At 69.5% G+C, this 15689-nt stretch carries 15 protein-coding genes and 1 tRNA gene; 11 read left to right on the top strand and 5 right to left on the bottom strand.

Translation table 11 applies throughout. The features are described 5' to 3' along the window. Positions 1-173: 173 nt before the first annotated feature. The 10 genes from dapC (at position 174) to U9J39_RS08490 (ending at position 9732) form a co-directional block, all read left to right on the top strand. Positions 174-1388: a succinyldiaminopimelate transaminase gene (gene dapC / locus U9J39_RS08445; protein WP_326346910.1), complete on the top strand. Its 1215-nt coding sequence runs from the start codon at positions 174-176 to the stop codon at positions 1386-1388. 202 nt (positions 1389-1590) lie between these two features. After that, complete coding sequence (gene dapD / locus U9J39_RS08450) at positions 1591-2418, top strand: 2,3,4,5-tetrahydropyridine-2,6-dicarboxylate N-succinyltransferase (protein ID WP_012352965.1); 828 nt, start codon at positions 1591-1593, stop codon at positions 2416-2418. An 89-nt stretch (positions 2419-2507) separates the two neighbouring features. Continuing rightward, entirely contained in the window at positions 2508-2891 is a 384-nt protein-coding gene (locus U9J39_RS08455) for a hypothetical protein (RefSeq protein ID WP_115680381.1), read from the top strand. 39 nt (positions 2892-2930) lie between these two features. After that, positions 2931-3278 carry an ArsC family reductase gene (locus U9J39_RS08460; protein ID WP_115709737.1) on the top strand — a complete coding sequence of 116 codons (348 nt, stop codon included), beginning with the start codon at positions 2931-2933 and terminating at the stop codon, positions 3276-3278. A gap of 19 nt (positions 3279-3297) precedes the next feature. After that, on the top strand, positions 3298-4449 hold the full coding sequence (gene dapE / locus U9J39_RS08465; RefSeq protein ID WP_115709738.1) for a succinyl-diaminopimelate desuccinylase: 1152 nt from the start codon (positions 3298-3300) through the stop codon (positions 4447-4449). A gap of 25 nt (positions 4450-4474) precedes the next feature. Next, on the top strand, positions 4475-5368 hold the full coding sequence (prmB, locus tag U9J39_RS08470; protein ID WP_115680384.1) for a 50S ribosomal protein L3 N(5)-glutamine methyltransferase: 894 nt from the start codon (positions 4475-4477) through the stop codon (positions 5366-5368). A gap of 169 nt (positions 5369-5537) precedes the next feature. Next, the gene (locus U9J39_RS08475) at positions 5538-6809 is read left to right on the top strand and encodes an MFS transporter (RefSeq protein ID WP_115709740.1); all 1272 of its coding nucleotides are present in this window, start codon (positions 5538-5540) and stop codon (positions 6807-6809) included. A gap of 182 nt (positions 6810-6991) precedes the next feature. Beyond that, positions 6992-7990: a tripartite tricarboxylate transporter substrate binding protein gene (locus U9J39_RS08480; protein ID WP_326346911.1), complete on the top strand. Its 999-nt coding sequence runs from the start codon at positions 6992-6994 to the stop codon at positions 7988-7990. A 30-nt stretch (positions 7991-8020) separates the two neighbouring features. Beyond that, positions 8021-9571 carry a class I adenylate-forming enzyme family protein gene (locus tag U9J39_RS08485; RefSeq protein WP_326346912.1) on the top strand — a complete coding sequence of 517 codons (1551 nt, stop codon included), beginning with the start codon at positions 8021-8023 and terminating at the stop codon, positions 9569-9571. Between the two features lie 84 nt (positions 9572-9655). Beyond that, positions 9656-9732, top strand: a tRNA-Val gene (locus tag U9J39_RS08490). A gap of 63 nt (positions 9733-9795) precedes the next feature. On the opposite strand, the gene U9J39_RS08495 is transcribed toward U9J39_RS08490, so the two are convergent. Genes U9J39_RS08495 through U9J39_RS08505 form a run of 3 tightly spaced genes read right to left on the bottom strand, consistent with a single transcriptional unit; the run spans position 9796 to position 12992 of the window. Continuing rightward, complete coding sequence (locus tag U9J39_RS08495) at positions 9796-10947, bottom strand: CaiB/BaiF CoA transferase family protein (protein ID WP_326346913.1); 1152 nt, start codon at positions 10945-10947, stop codon at positions 9796-9798. Positions 10948-10960: 13 nt separating this feature from the next. Next, positions 10961-11974 (bottom strand): NADPH:quinone oxidoreductase family protein, encoded by a 1014-nt coding sequence (locus U9J39_RS08500; protein WP_326346914.1) that lies wholly within the window; start codon positions 11972-11974, stop codon positions 10961-10963. 10 nt (positions 11975-11984) lie between these two features. Then, on the bottom strand, positions 11985-12992 hold the full coding sequence (locus U9J39_RS08505; RefSeq protein ID WP_326346915.1) for a tripartite tricarboxylate transporter substrate binding protein: 1008 nt from the start codon (positions 12990-12992) through the stop codon (positions 11985-11987). Between the two features lie 183 nt (positions 12993-13175). On the opposite strand from U9J39_RS08505, the gene U9J39_RS08510 reads away from it, so the two are divergent. Further along, positions 13176-14075: a LysR family transcriptional regulator gene (locus tag U9J39_RS08510; RefSeq protein WP_115711666.1), complete on the top strand. Its 900-nt coding sequence runs from the start codon at positions 13176-13178 to the stop codon at positions 14073-14075. A 25-nt stretch (positions 14076-14100) separates the two neighbouring features. Here the strand turns inward: U9J39_RS08510 and U9J39_RS08515 are convergent, their stop codons facing one another. Both U9J39_RS08515 and U9J39_RS08520 read right to left on the bottom strand, forming a co-directional pair. After that, positions 14101-15063 carry a phosphatidate cytidylyltransferase gene (locus tag U9J39_RS08515; protein WP_018005716.1) on the bottom strand — a complete coding sequence of 321 codons (963 nt, stop codon included), beginning with the start codon at positions 15061-15063 and terminating at the stop codon, positions 14101-14103. Then, positions 15060-15686 carry a lysophospholipid acyltransferase family protein gene (locus U9J39_RS08520; protein ID WP_115680389.1) on the bottom strand — a complete coding sequence of 209 codons (627 nt, stop codon included), beginning with the start codon at positions 15684-15686 and terminating at the stop codon, positions 15060-15062. The genes U9J39_RS08515 and U9J39_RS08520 overlap by 4 nt, the downstream gene beginning before the upstream one ends. Between the last annotated feature and the right edge of the window lie 3 nt (positions 15687-15689).

Raw genomic sequence — 15689 nt, forward strand, 5'->3', positions numbered from 1 at the left:
GCCATGCGCGGCAGGCAGCGTCCGGACGGCGCCGGCGGCATCACCGTGGCGTGATGCCCGCCATCCGTGGCGGCCCAACCCTCGCCAAAGACCGCCTGGCGGGCCGGGCCGGCGCACGGAAACCCGCGCCGTTCCTCTATAATGCGTCGTTTTAACCGGCCCCGACTGACACCGTGAATCCGCGCCTCGACCTGCTCCAGCCCTACCCGTTCGAGAAACTGCGGGTACTCTTTGCGCAAGTAAAGGCTGCCGACAAGCCGGCCATCAGCTTCGGCATCGGTGAACCCAAGCATCCGACGCCTGCGTTCATCAAGCAAGCGCTGGCAGAGTCGCTTGCGGGGCTGGCGAATTATCCCACAACGGCGGGTTCCGATGCACTACGGCAGTGCATCGCGGGCTGGCTGGAGCGCCGCTACGGGCTGCCCAAGGTCAATGCCGCCACCGAAGTGCTGCCCGTGACCGGCTCGCGCGAGGCGCTGTTCGCCTTCGCCCAGACCGTGGTCGACGGCACCCGGCCGGGCGCGCTGGTGCTGTGCCCGAACCCGTTCTACCAGATCTATGAAGGTGCGGCACTGCTGGCCGGCGCCACCCCGGTATTCGCCAACAGCGACCCGGCGCGCAACTTCGCCCCGGCCTTCGACCGCATTGCCGACGACGTCTGGCAGAAGGTGCAGCTGCTCTTTGTCTGCACCCCCGGCAACCCGACCGGCGCGGTGCTGTCGCTGGAAGACTGGCGGCAGCTGTTCGCGCTGTCCGACCGCTACGGCTTCGTGATCGCCTCCGACGAGTGCTATTCCGAGATCTATTTCGACGAGGGCCGCGCGCCGCTGGGCGCGCTCGAGGCCGCGCACAAGCTCGGCCGTGCGACCGGGGCCAACCCCTTCGAGCGCCTGGTGGTGTTCTCGAGCTTGTCCAAGCGCTCCAACGTGCCGGGCCTGCGCTCGGGCTTCGTCGCCGGCGACGCCGCGCTGCTGAAGCAGTTCCTGCTCTACCGCACCTACCACGGCGGCGCCATGAACCCGGCGGTGCAGAGCGCCAGCATCGCCGCGTGGAACGATGAAGCGCATGTGCGCGAGAACCGCGCCGCCTACGTGCGCAAGTTCAGCGAAGTCACGCCGATGCTGGCGCAAGTCCTCGACGTGGCGCTGCCCGATGCCGGCTTCTACCTGTGGGCCGACGTCTCGCGCACCGGCCTGTCCGATACGGAGTTCGCCGCGCGCCTGCTGACCGAGCAGAACGTGACCGTGCTGCCGGGCAGTTACCTGGCGCGCGAAGCCGACGGCATCAACCCCGGCGCCAACCGCGTGCGCATGGCGTTGGTGGCGACGCCGGAGGAATGCGTGGAGGGGGCGCGGCGGATCGTGGAATTCTGCAAAGGGCTCGGCTGAGGCCTGATTGTCCAATTGTGTTCTCCCTCTCCCCTCAAGGGGAGAGGGTCGGGGTGAGGGGTGGTTTAGCAAGGCACCACGCCCGTAGAACCGCCCACCCTCACCCCCTGCCCCTCTCCCGCAAGCGGGAGAGGGGAGCAAACAAGAGGTCGAGGCTGAGACTCGACGACCGAACATCAACATCAACCCTGAGAATCCAACCATGACGCAAGCTCTGCAAGCCCTGATCGACCAGGCCTGGGAAGACCGCACCAGCCTGTCGCCGAAGTCCGCCCCCAATGACATCCGCGAGGCCGTCGCCAACGTCATCGGCCAGCTCGATGCCGGCACGCTGCGCGTGGCCGAGAAGCAAGGCAAGGACTGGATCGTCAACCAGTGGGTCAAGAAGGCCGTGCTGCTGTCGTTCCGCCTGGAAGACAACGCGCCGATGAGCGCCGGCGGCTTCGCCCAGTTCTACGACAAGGTGCCGACCAAGTTTGCCAACTGGAGCGGCGACGACTTCGCCAAGGCGGGCTTCCGCGTGGTGCCGCCCGCGGTGGCGCGCCGCGGTTCGTTCATTGCAAAGAACGCGGTGCTGATGCCGTCGTACGTCAACATCGGCGCCTATGTCGATGAAGGCACCATGGTCGACACCTGGGCCACGGTCGGGTCGTGCGCGCAGATCGGCAAGAACGTGCACCTGTCAGGCGGCGTGGGCATCGGCGGCGTGCTGGAGCCGCTGCAGGCCAACCCCGTGATCATCGAAGACAACTGCTTTATCGGCGCGCGCTCGGAAGTGGTCGAAGGCGTGATCGTCGAGGAAAACTCGGTGATCTCGATGGGCGTGTACCTGGGCCAGTCGACCAAGATCTACGACCGCGAAACCGGCGAGATCCATTATGGCCGCGTGCCGGCCGGCTCGGTGGTGGTGGCGGGCAACCTGCCGTCCAAGGACGGCAAGTACAGCCTGTACTGCGCCGTGATCGTCAAGAAGGTCGACGCGCAGACCCGCGCCAAGACCAGCCTGAACGACCTGCTGCGCGGCGACTGAGCGCCGCTCGCGGCCCGCATGGGCCGCGACGCCCCGGGGCCTGGCTCCGGGGCTGATTTACCGTCGTCACCCGCCTGGCCAGGCTGAACATGCCCTCCCTCCGCAAGCGACTCATGGCCCTGGATCCCACCACCGTCAGCACCGTGCTTTCCCTGCTGCCCACCATTCTCGAGCAGGCCAACAAGACCCTCGAGAAACTGAAGAAGAACAAGCGCAAGGACGGCACGCCCGAAGGCGCGGTGGCCGACGCGCGCGATCCGGCGGCCCGCATCGCCGAACTGGAAGCCGCGCTGGTGCAGCAGGCCGAGGCCGTCAAGCTGCTGGCCGAGCAACATGCCATCACCATCGACGCGCTGCGCAAGGAAGCTGCCCGGCTGGACCGGCGCCTGCGCCTGATGACGGCGGTGGCGATGGGCGGCGTGGCGCTGGGCCTGGGCGGCCTGGTGATCGCGCTGAACCTGCTGTTGCGCTGAAGCCGCGGGCTTCCCCATCGAACTCCATCAAGACTTGCCATGACCGTCCTGCTCTACGGCATTCCCAACTGCGATACCGTCAAGAAGGCCCGCACCTGGCTGGATGCCAACGGCGTGGCCTACACCTTCCACGACTTCAAGAAGCAGGGCGTGGACGCGGCCATGCTGCGTGGCTGGCTGCGGCACGTGCCGCTGGCCACGCTGCTCAACCGCAAGGGCACCACCTGGCGCGCGCTGTCCGACGCCGACAAGGCTCGCGCCGACGAAGAAGCCGGCGCGATCGCGCTGATGCAGCAAAGCCCGTCGCTGATCAAGCGCCCGGTGCTGGCCCACGATGGCAAGGTGATGGTGGGCTTCTCCGCCGACCAGTACGCCAGCCAGTTCTGATTTTTTATTCCGCCGCCCGATGAACCCCACCCTCGCCCTTACCGAAGACCTGATTAGCCGCCGCTCCGTCACGCCCGCCGACGAAGGCTGCCAGGCCATCCTGGAAACCCGCCTCAAGGCGCTTGGCTTCGATTGCGAAGCGCTGGTCAGCGGGCCCGACGATTTCCGCGTGACCAACCTGTGGGCGGTCAGGCGCGGCACCCAGGGCAAGGACGGCAAGCTGCTGGTGTTCGCCGGCCATACCGACGTGGTGCCGACCGGCCCGCTGGAGCAATGGCATTCCGACCCGTTCGCGCCGACCCACCGCGACGGCAAGCTGTACGGCCGCGGCGCCGCCGACATGAAGACCTCGATCGCCGGCTTCGTGGTGGCGGTGGAAGAGTTCGTCAAGGCCCATCCCGCGCATGCCGGTTCGATCGGCTTCCTGATCACCAGCGACGAGGAAGGCCCCGCGCACGACGGCACCGTCAAGGTGGTCGAGGCGCTGTCCGCGCGCGGCGAACGCCTGGACTACTGCGTGATCGGCGAGCCGACCTCGGTCAACGCGCTCGGCGACATGGTCAAGAACGGCCGCCGCGGATCGCTGTCGGGCAAGCTCACGGTGAAGGGCATCCAGTGCCATATCGCCTACCCGCACCTGGGCCGCAACCCGATCCATGACGCCGCCCCGGCGCTGGCCGAACTGGCCGCCGAAGCATGGGATGCGGGCAACGAGTACTTCCCGCCCACCAGCTGGCAGATGTCGAACATCCACGGCGGCACCGGCGCCACCAACGTGATCCCGGGCCACGTCACCATCGACTTCAATTTCCGCTTCTCGACGGCGAGCACGCCCGACGGCCTGAAGGCGCGCGTGCACGCCATCCTGGACCGCCACAGCCTCGACTACACGCTCGACTGGACCCTGGGCGGCGAGCCTTTCCTGACCCCGCGCGGCGAGCTGTCCGAGGCGCTGTCGTCGGCGATCAAGGCCGAGACCGGCTTCGACACCGAGCTGTCGACCACCGGCGGCACCTCGGACGGACGCTTTATCGCCAAGATCTGCCCGCAGGTGATCGAGTTCGGCCCGCCCAACGCCAGCATCCACAAGATCGACGAGCACGTCGAAGTGCGCTTCATCGAGCCGCTGAAGAACGTGTACCGTGGCGTGCTGGAACGCCTGATCGCCTGATTTTTTTCGCAAAGACAACCATTCCATGGCAACGCCCTCTCCCCTGCGCACCGTGCGCGACCTGCTGCGCCTGGCCGTGTCGCGCTTTACCGCCGCGCGCCTGTCCTTTGGCCACGGCAGCGCCAACGCCTATGACGAGGCCGCCTACCTGGTGCTGCATACGCTCAACCTTCCGCTCGATACGCTCGACCCGTTCCTCGATGCGCGGCTGCTGCCCGAGGAAGTCGAGGCCGTGCTGAAGGTGATCGACCGCCGCGTCAACGAGCGCGTGCCGGCCGCCTACATCACCCACGAGGCCTATATGCACGGCCTGCGTTTCTACGTCGATTCGCGCGTGATCGTGCCGCGCAGCTTTATCGGCGAACTGCTGCAGGAAGGGCTGGAGCCCTGGGTCGGCGAAAGCAGCAGCATCGGCCCGGTGCTGGAGCTGTGCACCGGCTCTGGCTGCCTGCCGATCGTGGCCGCGCATGTGTGGCCGAACGCGAAGATCGACGCGGTCGACATCTCGCCCGACGCGCTTGCCGTGGCGCGCCGCAACGTCGCCGACTACAAGATGGACGACCGCATCCGTCTCTACCAGGGCGACCTGTATGCGCCGCTGCCGCATGGCGCGACCTACGATGTGATCCTGACCAACCCGCCGTACGTCAATGAGGCGTCGATGCAGGCGCTGCCGGCGGAATACCAGGCCGAGCCGCGCATCGCGCTGGCCGGCGGCGACGACGGCATGGACGTGGTGCGGCGGATCATCGCCGGCGCCAGGGCGCGCCTGAATCCGGGCGGCGTGCTGGTGGTGGAGATCGGCAACGAGCATGCCAATGTGGAGGCCGCCTTCCCGGAGCTGGAGATCGTCTGGTTGCCGGTCAGCGCGGGGGATGAGCAGGTGTTCCTGCTGACGTACGACGCCCTGCCGGGCTGATGCGGTAAATCCCGCGCCGGTTTGCTCCCCTCGCCCGCTTGCGGGAGAGGGAGCACCCAATCGGTATCGCAGCGCGTCGCCCGCGCAATCTGGGCGAACACCGGCCAACCGTTGATCCGGCAACGCGCGCAGGCCCTACACTCGCTGCAGAGACAGCGCCACTGACGCCGTGACCCCCAGCAATATCCCCCCTTCCGGAGCGCCTCCAGGCGCCGCCGCCCTGCCCGCGCGCAGCCCGGCCGCGTATGCCGTGCGCGGCATCGCCATCCTGACCTTTGCGTTCGCGCTCAGCCAGTTCTTCCGCTCGTGCCTGGCGGTGATGGCGCCGGAGCTGCAGCACGATTTCGGCTTGTCGCCGGCAGGCTTCGGCGCGCTGTCGTCGTCGTTCTTCCTGGCCTTCGCCGTGGCGCAGATTCCGGTCGGCATCGCCTTCGACCGCTATGGCGTGGGCCGTCCGACCGCACTGCTGCTGGCGGTGGGCGCGCTGTCGTCGATCCTGTTCGTGCTGGCGCCCAACGGCGGCGCGGCCACGCTGGCGCAGATGGGCCTGGGGCTGGCGTGCGCGCCGGTGTTCATGGGGCTGCTGCATTTCGCCTCGGAGCAGTTGTCCGAGCGCGACTACACCCGCGTGGTCAGCCGCTCCAACGCCACCGGCATGATCGGCTCGCTGTGCGCGACCGCGCCGCTGGGCTGGGCCATCTCGGTGGCGGGCTGGCGGCCGTCGATGGCGGTCTCGGCGCTGGGCATGGTGGCGGCCTGCTATGGCGTGTGGCGCTGCGTGCGCGACCAGGGCCATGCCGAGGCCCGCAGCGCGTCGTGGCCGGCGATGCTGTCGGAAAGCCTGCAGCTGCTGAAGCTGGCGCCGTTGTGGACGCTGATTCCGCTGTGCGTGGCGATGGCCGCCGGCACCGCCTTCCGCAACGCCTGGAGCGGGCCCTACCTGGCCGACGTGTTCAGCCTGGGCTCGGCGCCGCGCGGCGTGGCGCTGACGCTGCTGAGCCTGGCCGGCTTCCTGACCGCCTTCGTGCTGCCGGTGCTGGTGCGGCGCAGCACGCTCAAGGCGACCATCGCCGGCTGGTCGTGCCTTGCCATGGCCGGGGGCGTGGTGCTGTCGCTGTGGCCGGATCGCGGCGTCGGCCATGGCGTGGCGATGATGGCGCTGCTGTCGACCATCGGCATGCTGCATCCGCTGGTGATGGCGCAGGGCCGCGGGCTGATCCCGCCTTCGCAGCGCGGGCGCGGGCTGGGGCTGCTCAATACCTTCGTGTTCCTGGGCTCGGCACTGACCTCATGGGCCTTCGGTCTGATTGCCAATGCCGGCCATGTGCGCGGCTGGCCGCTGCCGTCCACCTATGCGGCCATCTTCCTGTCGGCGGCGGTGCTGATCGCCGCCGCGCTGGTGCCCTACTGGTTCAGCCCGCCGCATCCGACCAGCCATTAGTCGAAACCGGTTGCCGGCCCGCGGATTCCCGGTACCGCTTCGCCCGCAAAAAGCCAGACTTATCGATTTAAGAATTCCGCTGGCAGCCTGACGCCATTACCGTTGGTGACATCCACTTCCCCGCCGGCTCCGGCGCAGGGATCCCGGCTGCGTGCGCGGCCGGCACAACGAGGAGACAACCGATGGCATCCACTCCGCGCCCCGCCCTGGGCCGCCGCGCATGGCTGGCCGCCATGCTGGCCACCGCAGCCGCAGCCGCCCTGCCCGCCAGCGCAGCCGCCGAGACCTGGCCGGCACGTCCGATCCAGCTGCTGATCCCCTACCCGCCCGGCGGCAGCGCCGACCTGCTGGCGCGCCCCGTCGCCGCGAAGCTGCAGGAGCGCCTGGGCCAGCCGGTGGTGCTGGAGTACCGGCCGGGCGCCGGCGGCACCATCGCCAGCCAGGCGCTGGCGCGCGCCAAACCCGACGGCTACACGCTGATCATGGTGCTGGCCGCGCATGCCATCAATGCCAGCCTGTATCCCAAGCTGCCGTACGACACCCGCAAGGATTTCGCGCCGGTGTCGCTGGTGGCCAACCTGCCGATGATCCTGGCCGGCAGCCCGTCGCTGCAGGCCACCAATGTGAAGGAGCTGATCGCCGAGGCCAAGGCCGCGCCCGGCAGGCTGACCTTTGCCTCGGCGGGCAACGGCAATACCGGCCACCTGGCCGGCGAGTTGTTCGATTCGGTGGCGGGCATCAAGATGACTCACGTGCCGTACAAGGGCAGCGCGCAGGTGGTCACGGCGATGCTGTCGGGTGAAGTCCAGCTCACCTTCGACAGTATCTCGACCACGCTGCCGCACGTGAAGAGCGGCAAGCTGCGCGCGCTCGCCGTCACCGGCAGCCAGCGCGCCGCGGTCGCGCCCGAGGTGCCGACGCTGGCCGAGGCCGGCGTGCCCGGCATCAGCATCACCGGCTGGTACGCGATGCTGGCACCGGCCGGCACGCCGCAGCCCGTGATCGACCGGCTCAGCACCGAGATTGCCACCGTGCTGCGCCAGCCGGAGCTCAAGGCCACGCTGGCAGCCAACGGCTATGAACCGGTGGGCTCGACACCCGCCGCGCTGCGCACCCATATCGACGCCGAGATCAACCGCTGGAGCAAGGTGGTGAAGGACTCCGGCGCGCAGATCCAGTAAGGCTTGCCGCATCCACCCACACTGCCCCACATGACCCAACCGACTCCGCTCCAACGTCCTTTCACCACCATGTCCGTGCTCGTGCGCGAGCATGCCGCGCAGCGCCCGGCCCAACCCGCGCTGATGCATGGCGAACGCGTGCTCGACTACGCCGGGCTCGACGCGGCCATGGACCGCATTGCCGCGGCGCTGGCGCGCGATGGCGTGCGGCCCGGCGAAGCCATCGCCATCTGCGCCGCGTCGTCGATCGAATACGCCGCGGTATACCTGGGCGCGGTGCGCGCCGGCGTGGTGGTCGCGCCGCTGGCGCCGTCGTCCACGCCCGACAGCCTGGCGGGCATGATTGCCGACGCTGGCGCGCGCATTGTGTTCACCGACGCCAGCGTCACCGACGTGCTGGCGCCGGTGCGCGCCAGTCTGGCCGGCACGCCGGTGGTCGCGCTCGACGGCAGCGACGCGGGCGTGCCGTACGCGGACTGGCTGGCGCCCGCCGGCACGCCCGTGGCGGAACCCGAGATCCGCCCGGAGCTGCCGCTCAACATCATCTATTCATCCGGCACCACCGGCGCGCCCAAGGGCATCGTGCAGTCGCACGGCATGCGCTGGGCCCACGTGTCGCGCGGCGCCGCCACCGGCTATGGCACGCACGCGATCACGCTGCTGTCGACGCCGCTGTATTCCAACACCACGCTGGCCAGCTTCTTCCCCACCATCGGCCTGGGCGGCACGGCCATCCTGATGGCCAAGTTCGATGCGGGCCAGTACCTGGCGCTGGCGCAGCGGCATCGCGTCACCCACACCATGCTGGTGCCGGTGCAGTACCAGCGCCTGCTGGCGCATCCGGCGTTCGACCAGCACGATCTGTCCGCCTTCCAGCACAAGTTCTGCACCAGCGCGCCGTGCAGCCCGGCGCTGAAGGCCGAGATCCTGCGGCGCTGGCCCGGCGCGCTGACCGAGCTCTACGGCATGACCGAAGGCGGCGGCGGCTGCCTGCTGTTCGCCGACCAGTTCCCGCACAAGCTGCACACCGTCGGCCGCCCCGCCACCGGCGCCGACGTGCGCATCATCGACGAGGACGGCCGCGAGCTGCCGCCCGGCAGCACCGGCGAAGTGGTGGGCCGCTCGGCGGCGATGATGAACGGCTACCACAACCAGCCCGAAAAGACCGCCGAGACCGAATGGCATGATGCGCAGGGCCAGCGCTTTATCCGCACCGGCGATATCGGCCGCTTCGACGAAGACGGCTTCCTGGTGCTGCTGGACCGCAAGAAGGACATGATCATCTCGGGCGGCTTCAACATCTACCCGAGCGATCTGGAGGCGGTGGTGCGCGAGCACCCGGCGGTGTCCGACGTGTCGGTGGTCGGCGTGCCGTCGGAGCGCTGGGGCGAGACCCCGGTGGCCTTTGTCGCGCTGCGCGCCGGCGGCGGCGCCAGCGCGCAGGAGGTGCTGGCGTGGGCCAATGAACGCCTTGGCAAGACCCAGCGGCTGGCGGCGATCCACGAGGTGGAGAGTCTGCCGCGCAGCGCCATCGGCAAGGTGCTCAAGCGCGAACTGCGCGACCGCGTCGCCGCGACCTGACGCGCCGCGCCAGGCACCCACGCAAAAAGTCGCGCGGGGTGCTTGCGCAATCGTAAAGGGCTCTCTATAATTCGCGCCTTCGCTAGGCTCGTAGCTCAGCTGGTTAGAGCACCACCTTGACATGGTGGGGGTCGTTGGTTCGAGTCCAATCGAGCCTACCAACGCACAAGGGAACACGGACGGTACGCATCGCGCACCGTCCGTTTTTCTTTTGCGGATCCGCTTCAGGCGCCGATGCCGAACTCGGCCAGCACCGCCCCGGTATGCTGGCCAAGCACCGGCGCATTCCCTGCCGGCCCCTCTCGTCCAGCCATGCCCGGCAGGTTGGCCCACGGCACCTCGCCTATCCCTGCCAGCGGCAGCCGGCCGAACACGCCCGCCTGCGCGCACTGCGCGCTCTGCAGCAGGTCGCGCGCATGGCCGACGCGCGCGAACAGCACATCGTGCTCGGTCAGCAGCGCCTCCCAGTGCGCCAGCGGCTGCGCGGCCAGCGCCTGCGCCACGCGCCGGCCGAGCTCCGCCGCCCGCGGCAGCCGGCCCGCGCTGCTGTGCAGCGTGGTATCGGCAAGCCAGTCATCGCATCCGAGCAGCGCGGCCAGCCGCAGGAACATCGCGTCGTTGAGCATGCTCAGGTACAGCGCGCCATCGGCCGCCTCGAACAGCCCGGTGGGCGCGTTGGCCGCCGCCAGCTCGGCGTCGGGAAACATGGCGTCGTCCACCATCAGGTAGGACTGCAGCGCGGCGCTGGTCTCCAGCAGCGACAGCCGCACATGCCGGCCGTGGCCACTGCGCGCGGCCTTGTACAACGCCGCCGACGCCTGCTGCGATGCGTACAGCCCGGTGGCCAGGTCGACCATGAAGAAGGCGATGCGGCGCGGCTGGCCGGCGCCATCGCGGTTCAGGTGCATCAGGCCGCTGTAGGCCTGCATGGTGGTATCCACCGCGGGCCGGTTTGCCAGCGGCCCGGCATGGCCGTAGCCCGAGATCGAGACATAGACCAGCGCCGGATTGTGCGCGGCCAGCGCCTCGTAGCCGACGCCCATGCGCTCGGCCACACCCGGGCGGAAGTTCTGGATCACCACGTCGGCGCGCTGCGCCAGCCGGCCGATGGCGGCGCGGCCGTCGGCGCTGCGCGCGTCCAGCACCACGCTTTCCTTGCCCGCGTTGCAGGCGACCGCGATCGCGGTCTGGCCGGCGCGGATGCGCCCCATCTGCCGCGACCAGTCGCCGCCCGGCGGCTCGACCTTGATCACGCGCGCGCCCTGCTGGCGCAGGATCAGCCCGCAGTACGGGCCGGCAATGCCCTGGCTCAGGTCGAGCACGGTCAGGCCGTCGAACATGGCGTGGTCCTCGCTCGCCACGGTTGCATCGTGCATAAGTTGGCTCCGTTCAGATATCCAGCATGACCTTGCCGATGGCACGGCGCGACATGACGGTGTCGACCGCGTCGAGCCAGTCGCCCAGCGCAAAGTGCTGCAGTACCGGCGGCGCCAGCCGGCCGCTGGCGGCCGCCTGCATGATCTCGCCGACCATGGCCTGCACCCGCGGCGCAAAGCGCCGGCGCTCGTCGGTCAGGCCCCAGCCGATGTAGTAGCCGTAGTTGAAGCCGACCAGCGTCAGGTTCTTCACCAGCAGCAGGTTGGCTGGCACCGAGGGGATACGGCCGCTGGCATAGCCGATCGACAGCAGCCGCGCGCCCGGTGCCGCGCAGCGCAGCGAGGCATCGAACAGGTCGCCGCCGACCGGGTCGAACACCACGTCGGCGCCGCCAGCCGGGCACAGCGCCTTGACCGATGCCGCCAGCGTCTCGGCATCGGCAGGCAGTGCATGCGCAGCGCCGTTGGCGAGTGCGGCTTCGCGCTTGGCCGCGGTGCTGGCGGTGGCGATCACGCGCGCGCCCATCAGCTTGCCCACCTGCACCGCCGCCGTGCCCAGCGCGCCGCTGGCGCCGTGGACCAGCATGGTGTCGCCCGGCTGCAGCGCCGCGCGCCAGGCCAGCGCGGCCCACACCGTGCCGTAGGTGATCGGCAGCGCGGCGGCGTGCGCGAGGGCGAGCCCATCCGGCACCGGATAAACCGTGTCCGCGGTCGTCACGACTTCTTCGGCAAGGCCGCCCCAGTCCATCGCCGCCGCCACGCGCTGCCCCACGTGCAGCCGCGTCACGTCCGGCGCGACCTCCAGGATCTCGCCAGCCGCTTCGGTGCCGGGCGTGAACGGCAACGGCGGCTTGCGCTGGTACTTGCCCGACACGAACAGGCTGAGCGCAAAGCCGACGCCCGCATGCCGCACGCGGATGCGCACCTGCCCCGGCCCGAGCGGCTGGCGCGGCAGGCGCTGCAGTTCCAGTTCGCTCCAGTGGCACCAGCGCGAGCAGACCAGTCCCAGGTAGTCGTTGCCTTGCATGGTCAATCCCTTACTCCAGCGTGATGCCGACATCGCGGATGATGCGGCTCCATTTGTCGCGGTCGTTCTTCAGCACCGTGGCGAAGGCCTCCGGCGTGCCGCCCACCGGCACCAGGTTCAGGTCCTGCATCTTCCTGGCGACCTCCGGCAGGCGCACGATGCGCGCGACCTCGCGCGACAGCGCGTCGACCCTCGCCCTGGGCACGCCGGCCGGGAACAGCAGGCCCATCCACGCATCCGGCTCGAAGCCCTGGTAGCCGGCCTCGCGGAAGGTCGGCACCCTGGGCAGCAAGGCCGAGCGCTCGGCACCGGCAAGCGCCACCGGCACCAGCTTGCCGCCCTGCAGCAGCGGCATCGCCGTGCCCACGGCAATAAAGCCGAGCTTCACATGCCCCGCGGCCAGGTCGGTGGCAAGCGGCGCGCCGCCCTTGTAGGCCACGTGCTCCATCTGCAGGCCGGCCTCGCGCTTGAACAGCTCGCCCAGGATATGCCCGGTGGTGCCGGCGCCGTAGGAACCATACGGGTACTTGCCGGGATTGGCCTTGAGCAGCGCCACCACCTCCGGCAGCGTGCGCGCAGGAAAGTCCGGCGACACCGCCAGCATGGTGGACGAGATCGCCACCTCGCTGACCGGCGTGAAATCCGCGATCGGGTCATAGCCGATGCCGCGGTACAGCGACGGGTTCTGCACGTGCGCGGTGAAAGTCAGCAGCGCGGTGTAGCCGTCCCTGGGCGCCCTGGCGACATACTTGGTGCCGGTGGTGGTGCCCGCGCCAGGCTTGTTGTCGACGATCACGGGCTGCCCCCAGCTTTTGGTCAGTTCCTGGCCGATCAGCCGCGCCACGGCATCGTTGACGTTGCCCGCCACCGACGGCACCACGATGGTCAGCGGCCGCGACGGATACGGTTCGGCAGGGGCGGGATCGGCGGCCGCGGCTGCGGCCGGCATCAAGGTGGGAACGGTGGCCAGCAATATGGCGGCCATGGCTGCGCGCAGCCATGCGAAACGGTATGGCATCGATGGGTCTCCTGTCTGGCTCCCTTCTGTAGTGCCCGCCGCAGTGTCCACTGCAGTGCGGTGCGCGAGGGATGCCACGCAGTCTAGGCCAGCGTCCGGGCCGGCGCGATTCCCGGGCGGCGCGAGCCAAGTCCTGGCAGGCATGGCGCTACAATGGCCCGCACCCCCAGCGCCATTCCGCCCATGCGATTCGAGGATCTAGAAGCCTTCCTGGTGGTGATCGACCAGGGTAACCTGCACCGCGCCGCCGACACCCTGGGCATGACCCAGTCCGGCCTGTCCAAGACCCTGGCGCGGCTGGAAGGCGAAGCCGGCATGCCCCTGTTCGAGCGCACCCCGCGCGGGCTGGTGCCGACCGGCGCGGGCCGCACCCTGGCCGCGCATGCGCGCCGGATCTCGCTGGCCGCCGGCGACATGCGCAGCGAACTGGCCGAGCAGCGCGCCGCGCGCGCGGGCACGGTGCGCCTGGGCGCCATCCCCTACCTGCTGCCGTCGCTGCTGTCGCCGCTGCTGGCGCAGTTCTTCCTGAGCCGGCCGCTGGCCACGTTCTCGATCGAGACCCACCTGAGCGCGCGCCTGCTGGCGATGCTGCAGAACGGCGAAGCCGACCTGATCCTGGCGGCGCGCCCCGCCAGCGTGCCGGCAGACGTGGCCTGGCTGCCGCTCGGGCCGCTCAGCATGCAGATCGTGTGCCGCAGCGCCCACCCGCGCCGCGACGGCTTCCGCACGCTGGCCGACCTCGCCGGCGAACGCTGGGTGGTGCCGGCCAGCTCGCTGTACCTGCGCCAGTGGCTGGAACAACGGTTTACCGCGGTCGGGCTGCCGCCGCCGCGCGTGGCGGTGGAAAGCACGGCGTCGCCGGTCGCCTTCGGCGAACTGCTGCGGCACTCCGACCTGCTCGGCATCATGCCGCCGCGCATGCTGCGCCAGGCCGAGGGCCAGGGACTGGCCGCGATCGACGCTCCGGGCACGTCCTGGCAGCACGAGCTGGCCGTGCTGTGGCGCGCGGACGGCTACCTGTCGCCGATCTGCCAGGACTTCCGCGATGCCGTGGTGGCGTGGTGCGCGGAAACCGCGCTGTGACGTCGCCGCGGCGCAGCGCTTGCGCTCAGGGCACCCACCAATAGCGCGTGATGTGGAAGAACACCGGCGCGGCGAACACCACCGAGTCGAGCCGGTCGAGCATGCCGCCGTGGCCCTGGATCATGTGGCCCCAGTCCTTGATGCCGCGATCGCGCTTGATCGCCGACATCACCAGGCCGCCGAGGAAGCCCATCAGCGCGATCACCAGCGCAATCGCGCCGGCCTGCCACGGCGAGAACGGCGTGATCCACCACAGCGCGGCGCCCAGCGCGGTGGCGCTGGCAACCCCGCCGACAAAGCCCTCGACGGTCTTGGACGGCGACAGCAGCGGCGCGATCTTGCGCTTGCCGCACAGCTTGCCCCACACGTACTGCAGCACGTCGCTGCCTTGCACCACGATCACCAGGAAGGCGATCAGCAGCAGGTTGCGGCCATCGAAGCCCGGGATCGGCAGCGTCAGCAGCGCCGGCACGTGCGAAATGCAGAACACGCACACCATCACTGCCCACTGCACCCCCGCGCAGCGCTCCAGGAAGCGCGTGGTCTCGGACGACAGCGCGGCCAGGATCGGCAGCACCAGGAAGGCATAGACCGGGATCAGGATCGAGAACATGCCGTACCAGCCGATATAGACCAGCACGTACTGCAGCGGCAGGAACACGAAGAACGCGGCGACGATGGCGCGATGGTCGCCGCGCCGCGTGGTGATGATGGTGACGAACTCGCGCAACGCAAAGAACGACAGCAGGTAGAACAGCACGATCACCGCGGTGCGCCCCAGCGCAAAGGCAACGCCCATGATGCCGATCATCCACCACCAGGCCGACACGCGCTGTCCCAGGTTGTCGATCACCGCGTGCTGGCCGCCGCCCGCCACGCGCCAGCGCAGCAGCGCGGTCACGGTGGAAGCCAGCAGCAGCACACCGAACAGGCCGCCGAACAGCAGCCAGGTTTCGCGGCTCCAGTGCAGGGTGGGCATGGCATTCATTCCAGTTCGGGGGCCAGCGCGAGCAGGCCGTCGCGGCAGCGCGCAAGGAACGCTTCCTTGCTGTCGTCGGCGGCCAGCCGCAGCGGCTGGCCGAAAGTCACGGTGCACAGCAGCGGCACCGGCACCACTTCGCCCTTGGGCATCACGCGGTTCAGGTTGTCGATCCACACCGGCACGAACTCGACCTCCGGGCAGGCCCGCGCCAGGTGGTAGATGCCGCTCTTGAACGGCAGCAGGCGCGCGTCGGTGGTGTTGCGCGTGCCTTCGGGAAACAGGATCAGCGAATCGCCCGCCGCCAGGCCCGCCTGCATCAGTGCCACCGGGTCGCTGCCAGGATCGCTGCGGGTGCGGTCGATCAGCAGCGCGCGGAACACGTCCCGGCCGATAAAGCGGCGCAGTGGCGATGTCTGCCAGTAATCCGCGCCCGCCACCGGCCGCGTGGCCGTGCGCAGGTCGGGCGGCAGGCAGCCCCAGATCAGCACGAAATCGCCGTGGCTGCTGTGATTGGCAAAGTAGACGCGCTGCACCGCGGCCGGGATGCAGCCCTGCCAGTTGGCGCGCATGCCCGTCAGCAGCCGGGCGAAGACGATGATGGCGCGCGCGGTCGCGCGGGCAAGCCACATGGT

This window comes from Cupriavidus sp. SS-3 (assembly GCF_035818815.1).
Classification (GTDB): Bacteria; Pseudomonadota; Gammaproteobacteria; order Burkholderiales; family Burkholderiaceae; genus Cupriavidus; species Cupriavidus taiwanensis_C.

Coding starts and splice junctions, on each gene's coding strand:
- dapD (WP_012352965.1), top strand. CDS start 1,591: ATGACGCAAGCTCTGCAAGCCCTGATCGACCAGGCCTGGGAAGACCGC.
- U9J39_RS08455 (WP_115680381.1), top strand. CDS start 2,508: ATGCCCTCCCTCCGCAAGCGACTCATGGCCCTGGATCCCACCACCGTC.
- U9J39_RS08460 (WP_115709737.1), top strand. CDS start 2,931: ATGACCGTCCTGCTCTACGGCATTCCCAACTGCGATACCGTCAAGAAG.
- dapE (WP_115709738.1), top strand. CDS start 3,298: ATGAACCCCACCCTCGCCCTTACCGAAGACCTGATTAGCCGCCGCTCC.
- prmB (WP_115680384.1), top strand. CDS start 4,475: ATGGCAACGCCCTCTCCCCTGCGCACCGTGCGCGACCTGCTGCGCCTG.
- U9J39_RS08480 (WP_326346911.1), top strand. CDS start 6,992: ATGGCATCCACTCCGCGCCCCGCCCTGGGCCGCCGCGCATGGCTGGCC.
- U9J39_RS08485 (WP_326346912.1), top strand. CDS start 8,021: ATGACCCAACCGACTCCGCTCCAACGTCCTTTCACCACCATGTCCGTG.
- U9J39_RS08495 (WP_326346913.1), bottom strand. CDS start 10,947: ATGCACGATGCAACCGTGGCGAGCGAGGACCACGCCATGTTCGACGGC.
- U9J39_RS08500 (WP_326346914.1), bottom strand. CDS start 11,974: ATGCAAGGCAACGACTACCTGGGACTGGTCTGCTCGCGCTGGTGCCAC.
- U9J39_RS08505 (WP_326346915.1), bottom strand. CDS start 12,992: ATGCCATACCGTTTCGCATGGCTGCGCGCAGCCATGGCCGCCATATTG.
- U9J39_RS08510 (WP_115711666.1), top strand. CDS start 13,176: ATGCGATTCGAGGATCTAGAAGCCTTCCTGGTGGTGATCGACCAGGGT.
- U9J39_RS08515 (WP_018005716.1), bottom strand. CDS start 15,063: ATGAATGCCATGCCCACCCTGCACTGGAGCCGCGAAACCTGGCTGCTG.
- U9J39_RS08520 (WP_115680389.1), bottom strand. CDS start 15,686: ATGTGGCTTGCCCGCGCGACCGCGCGCGCCATCATCGTCTTCGCCCGG.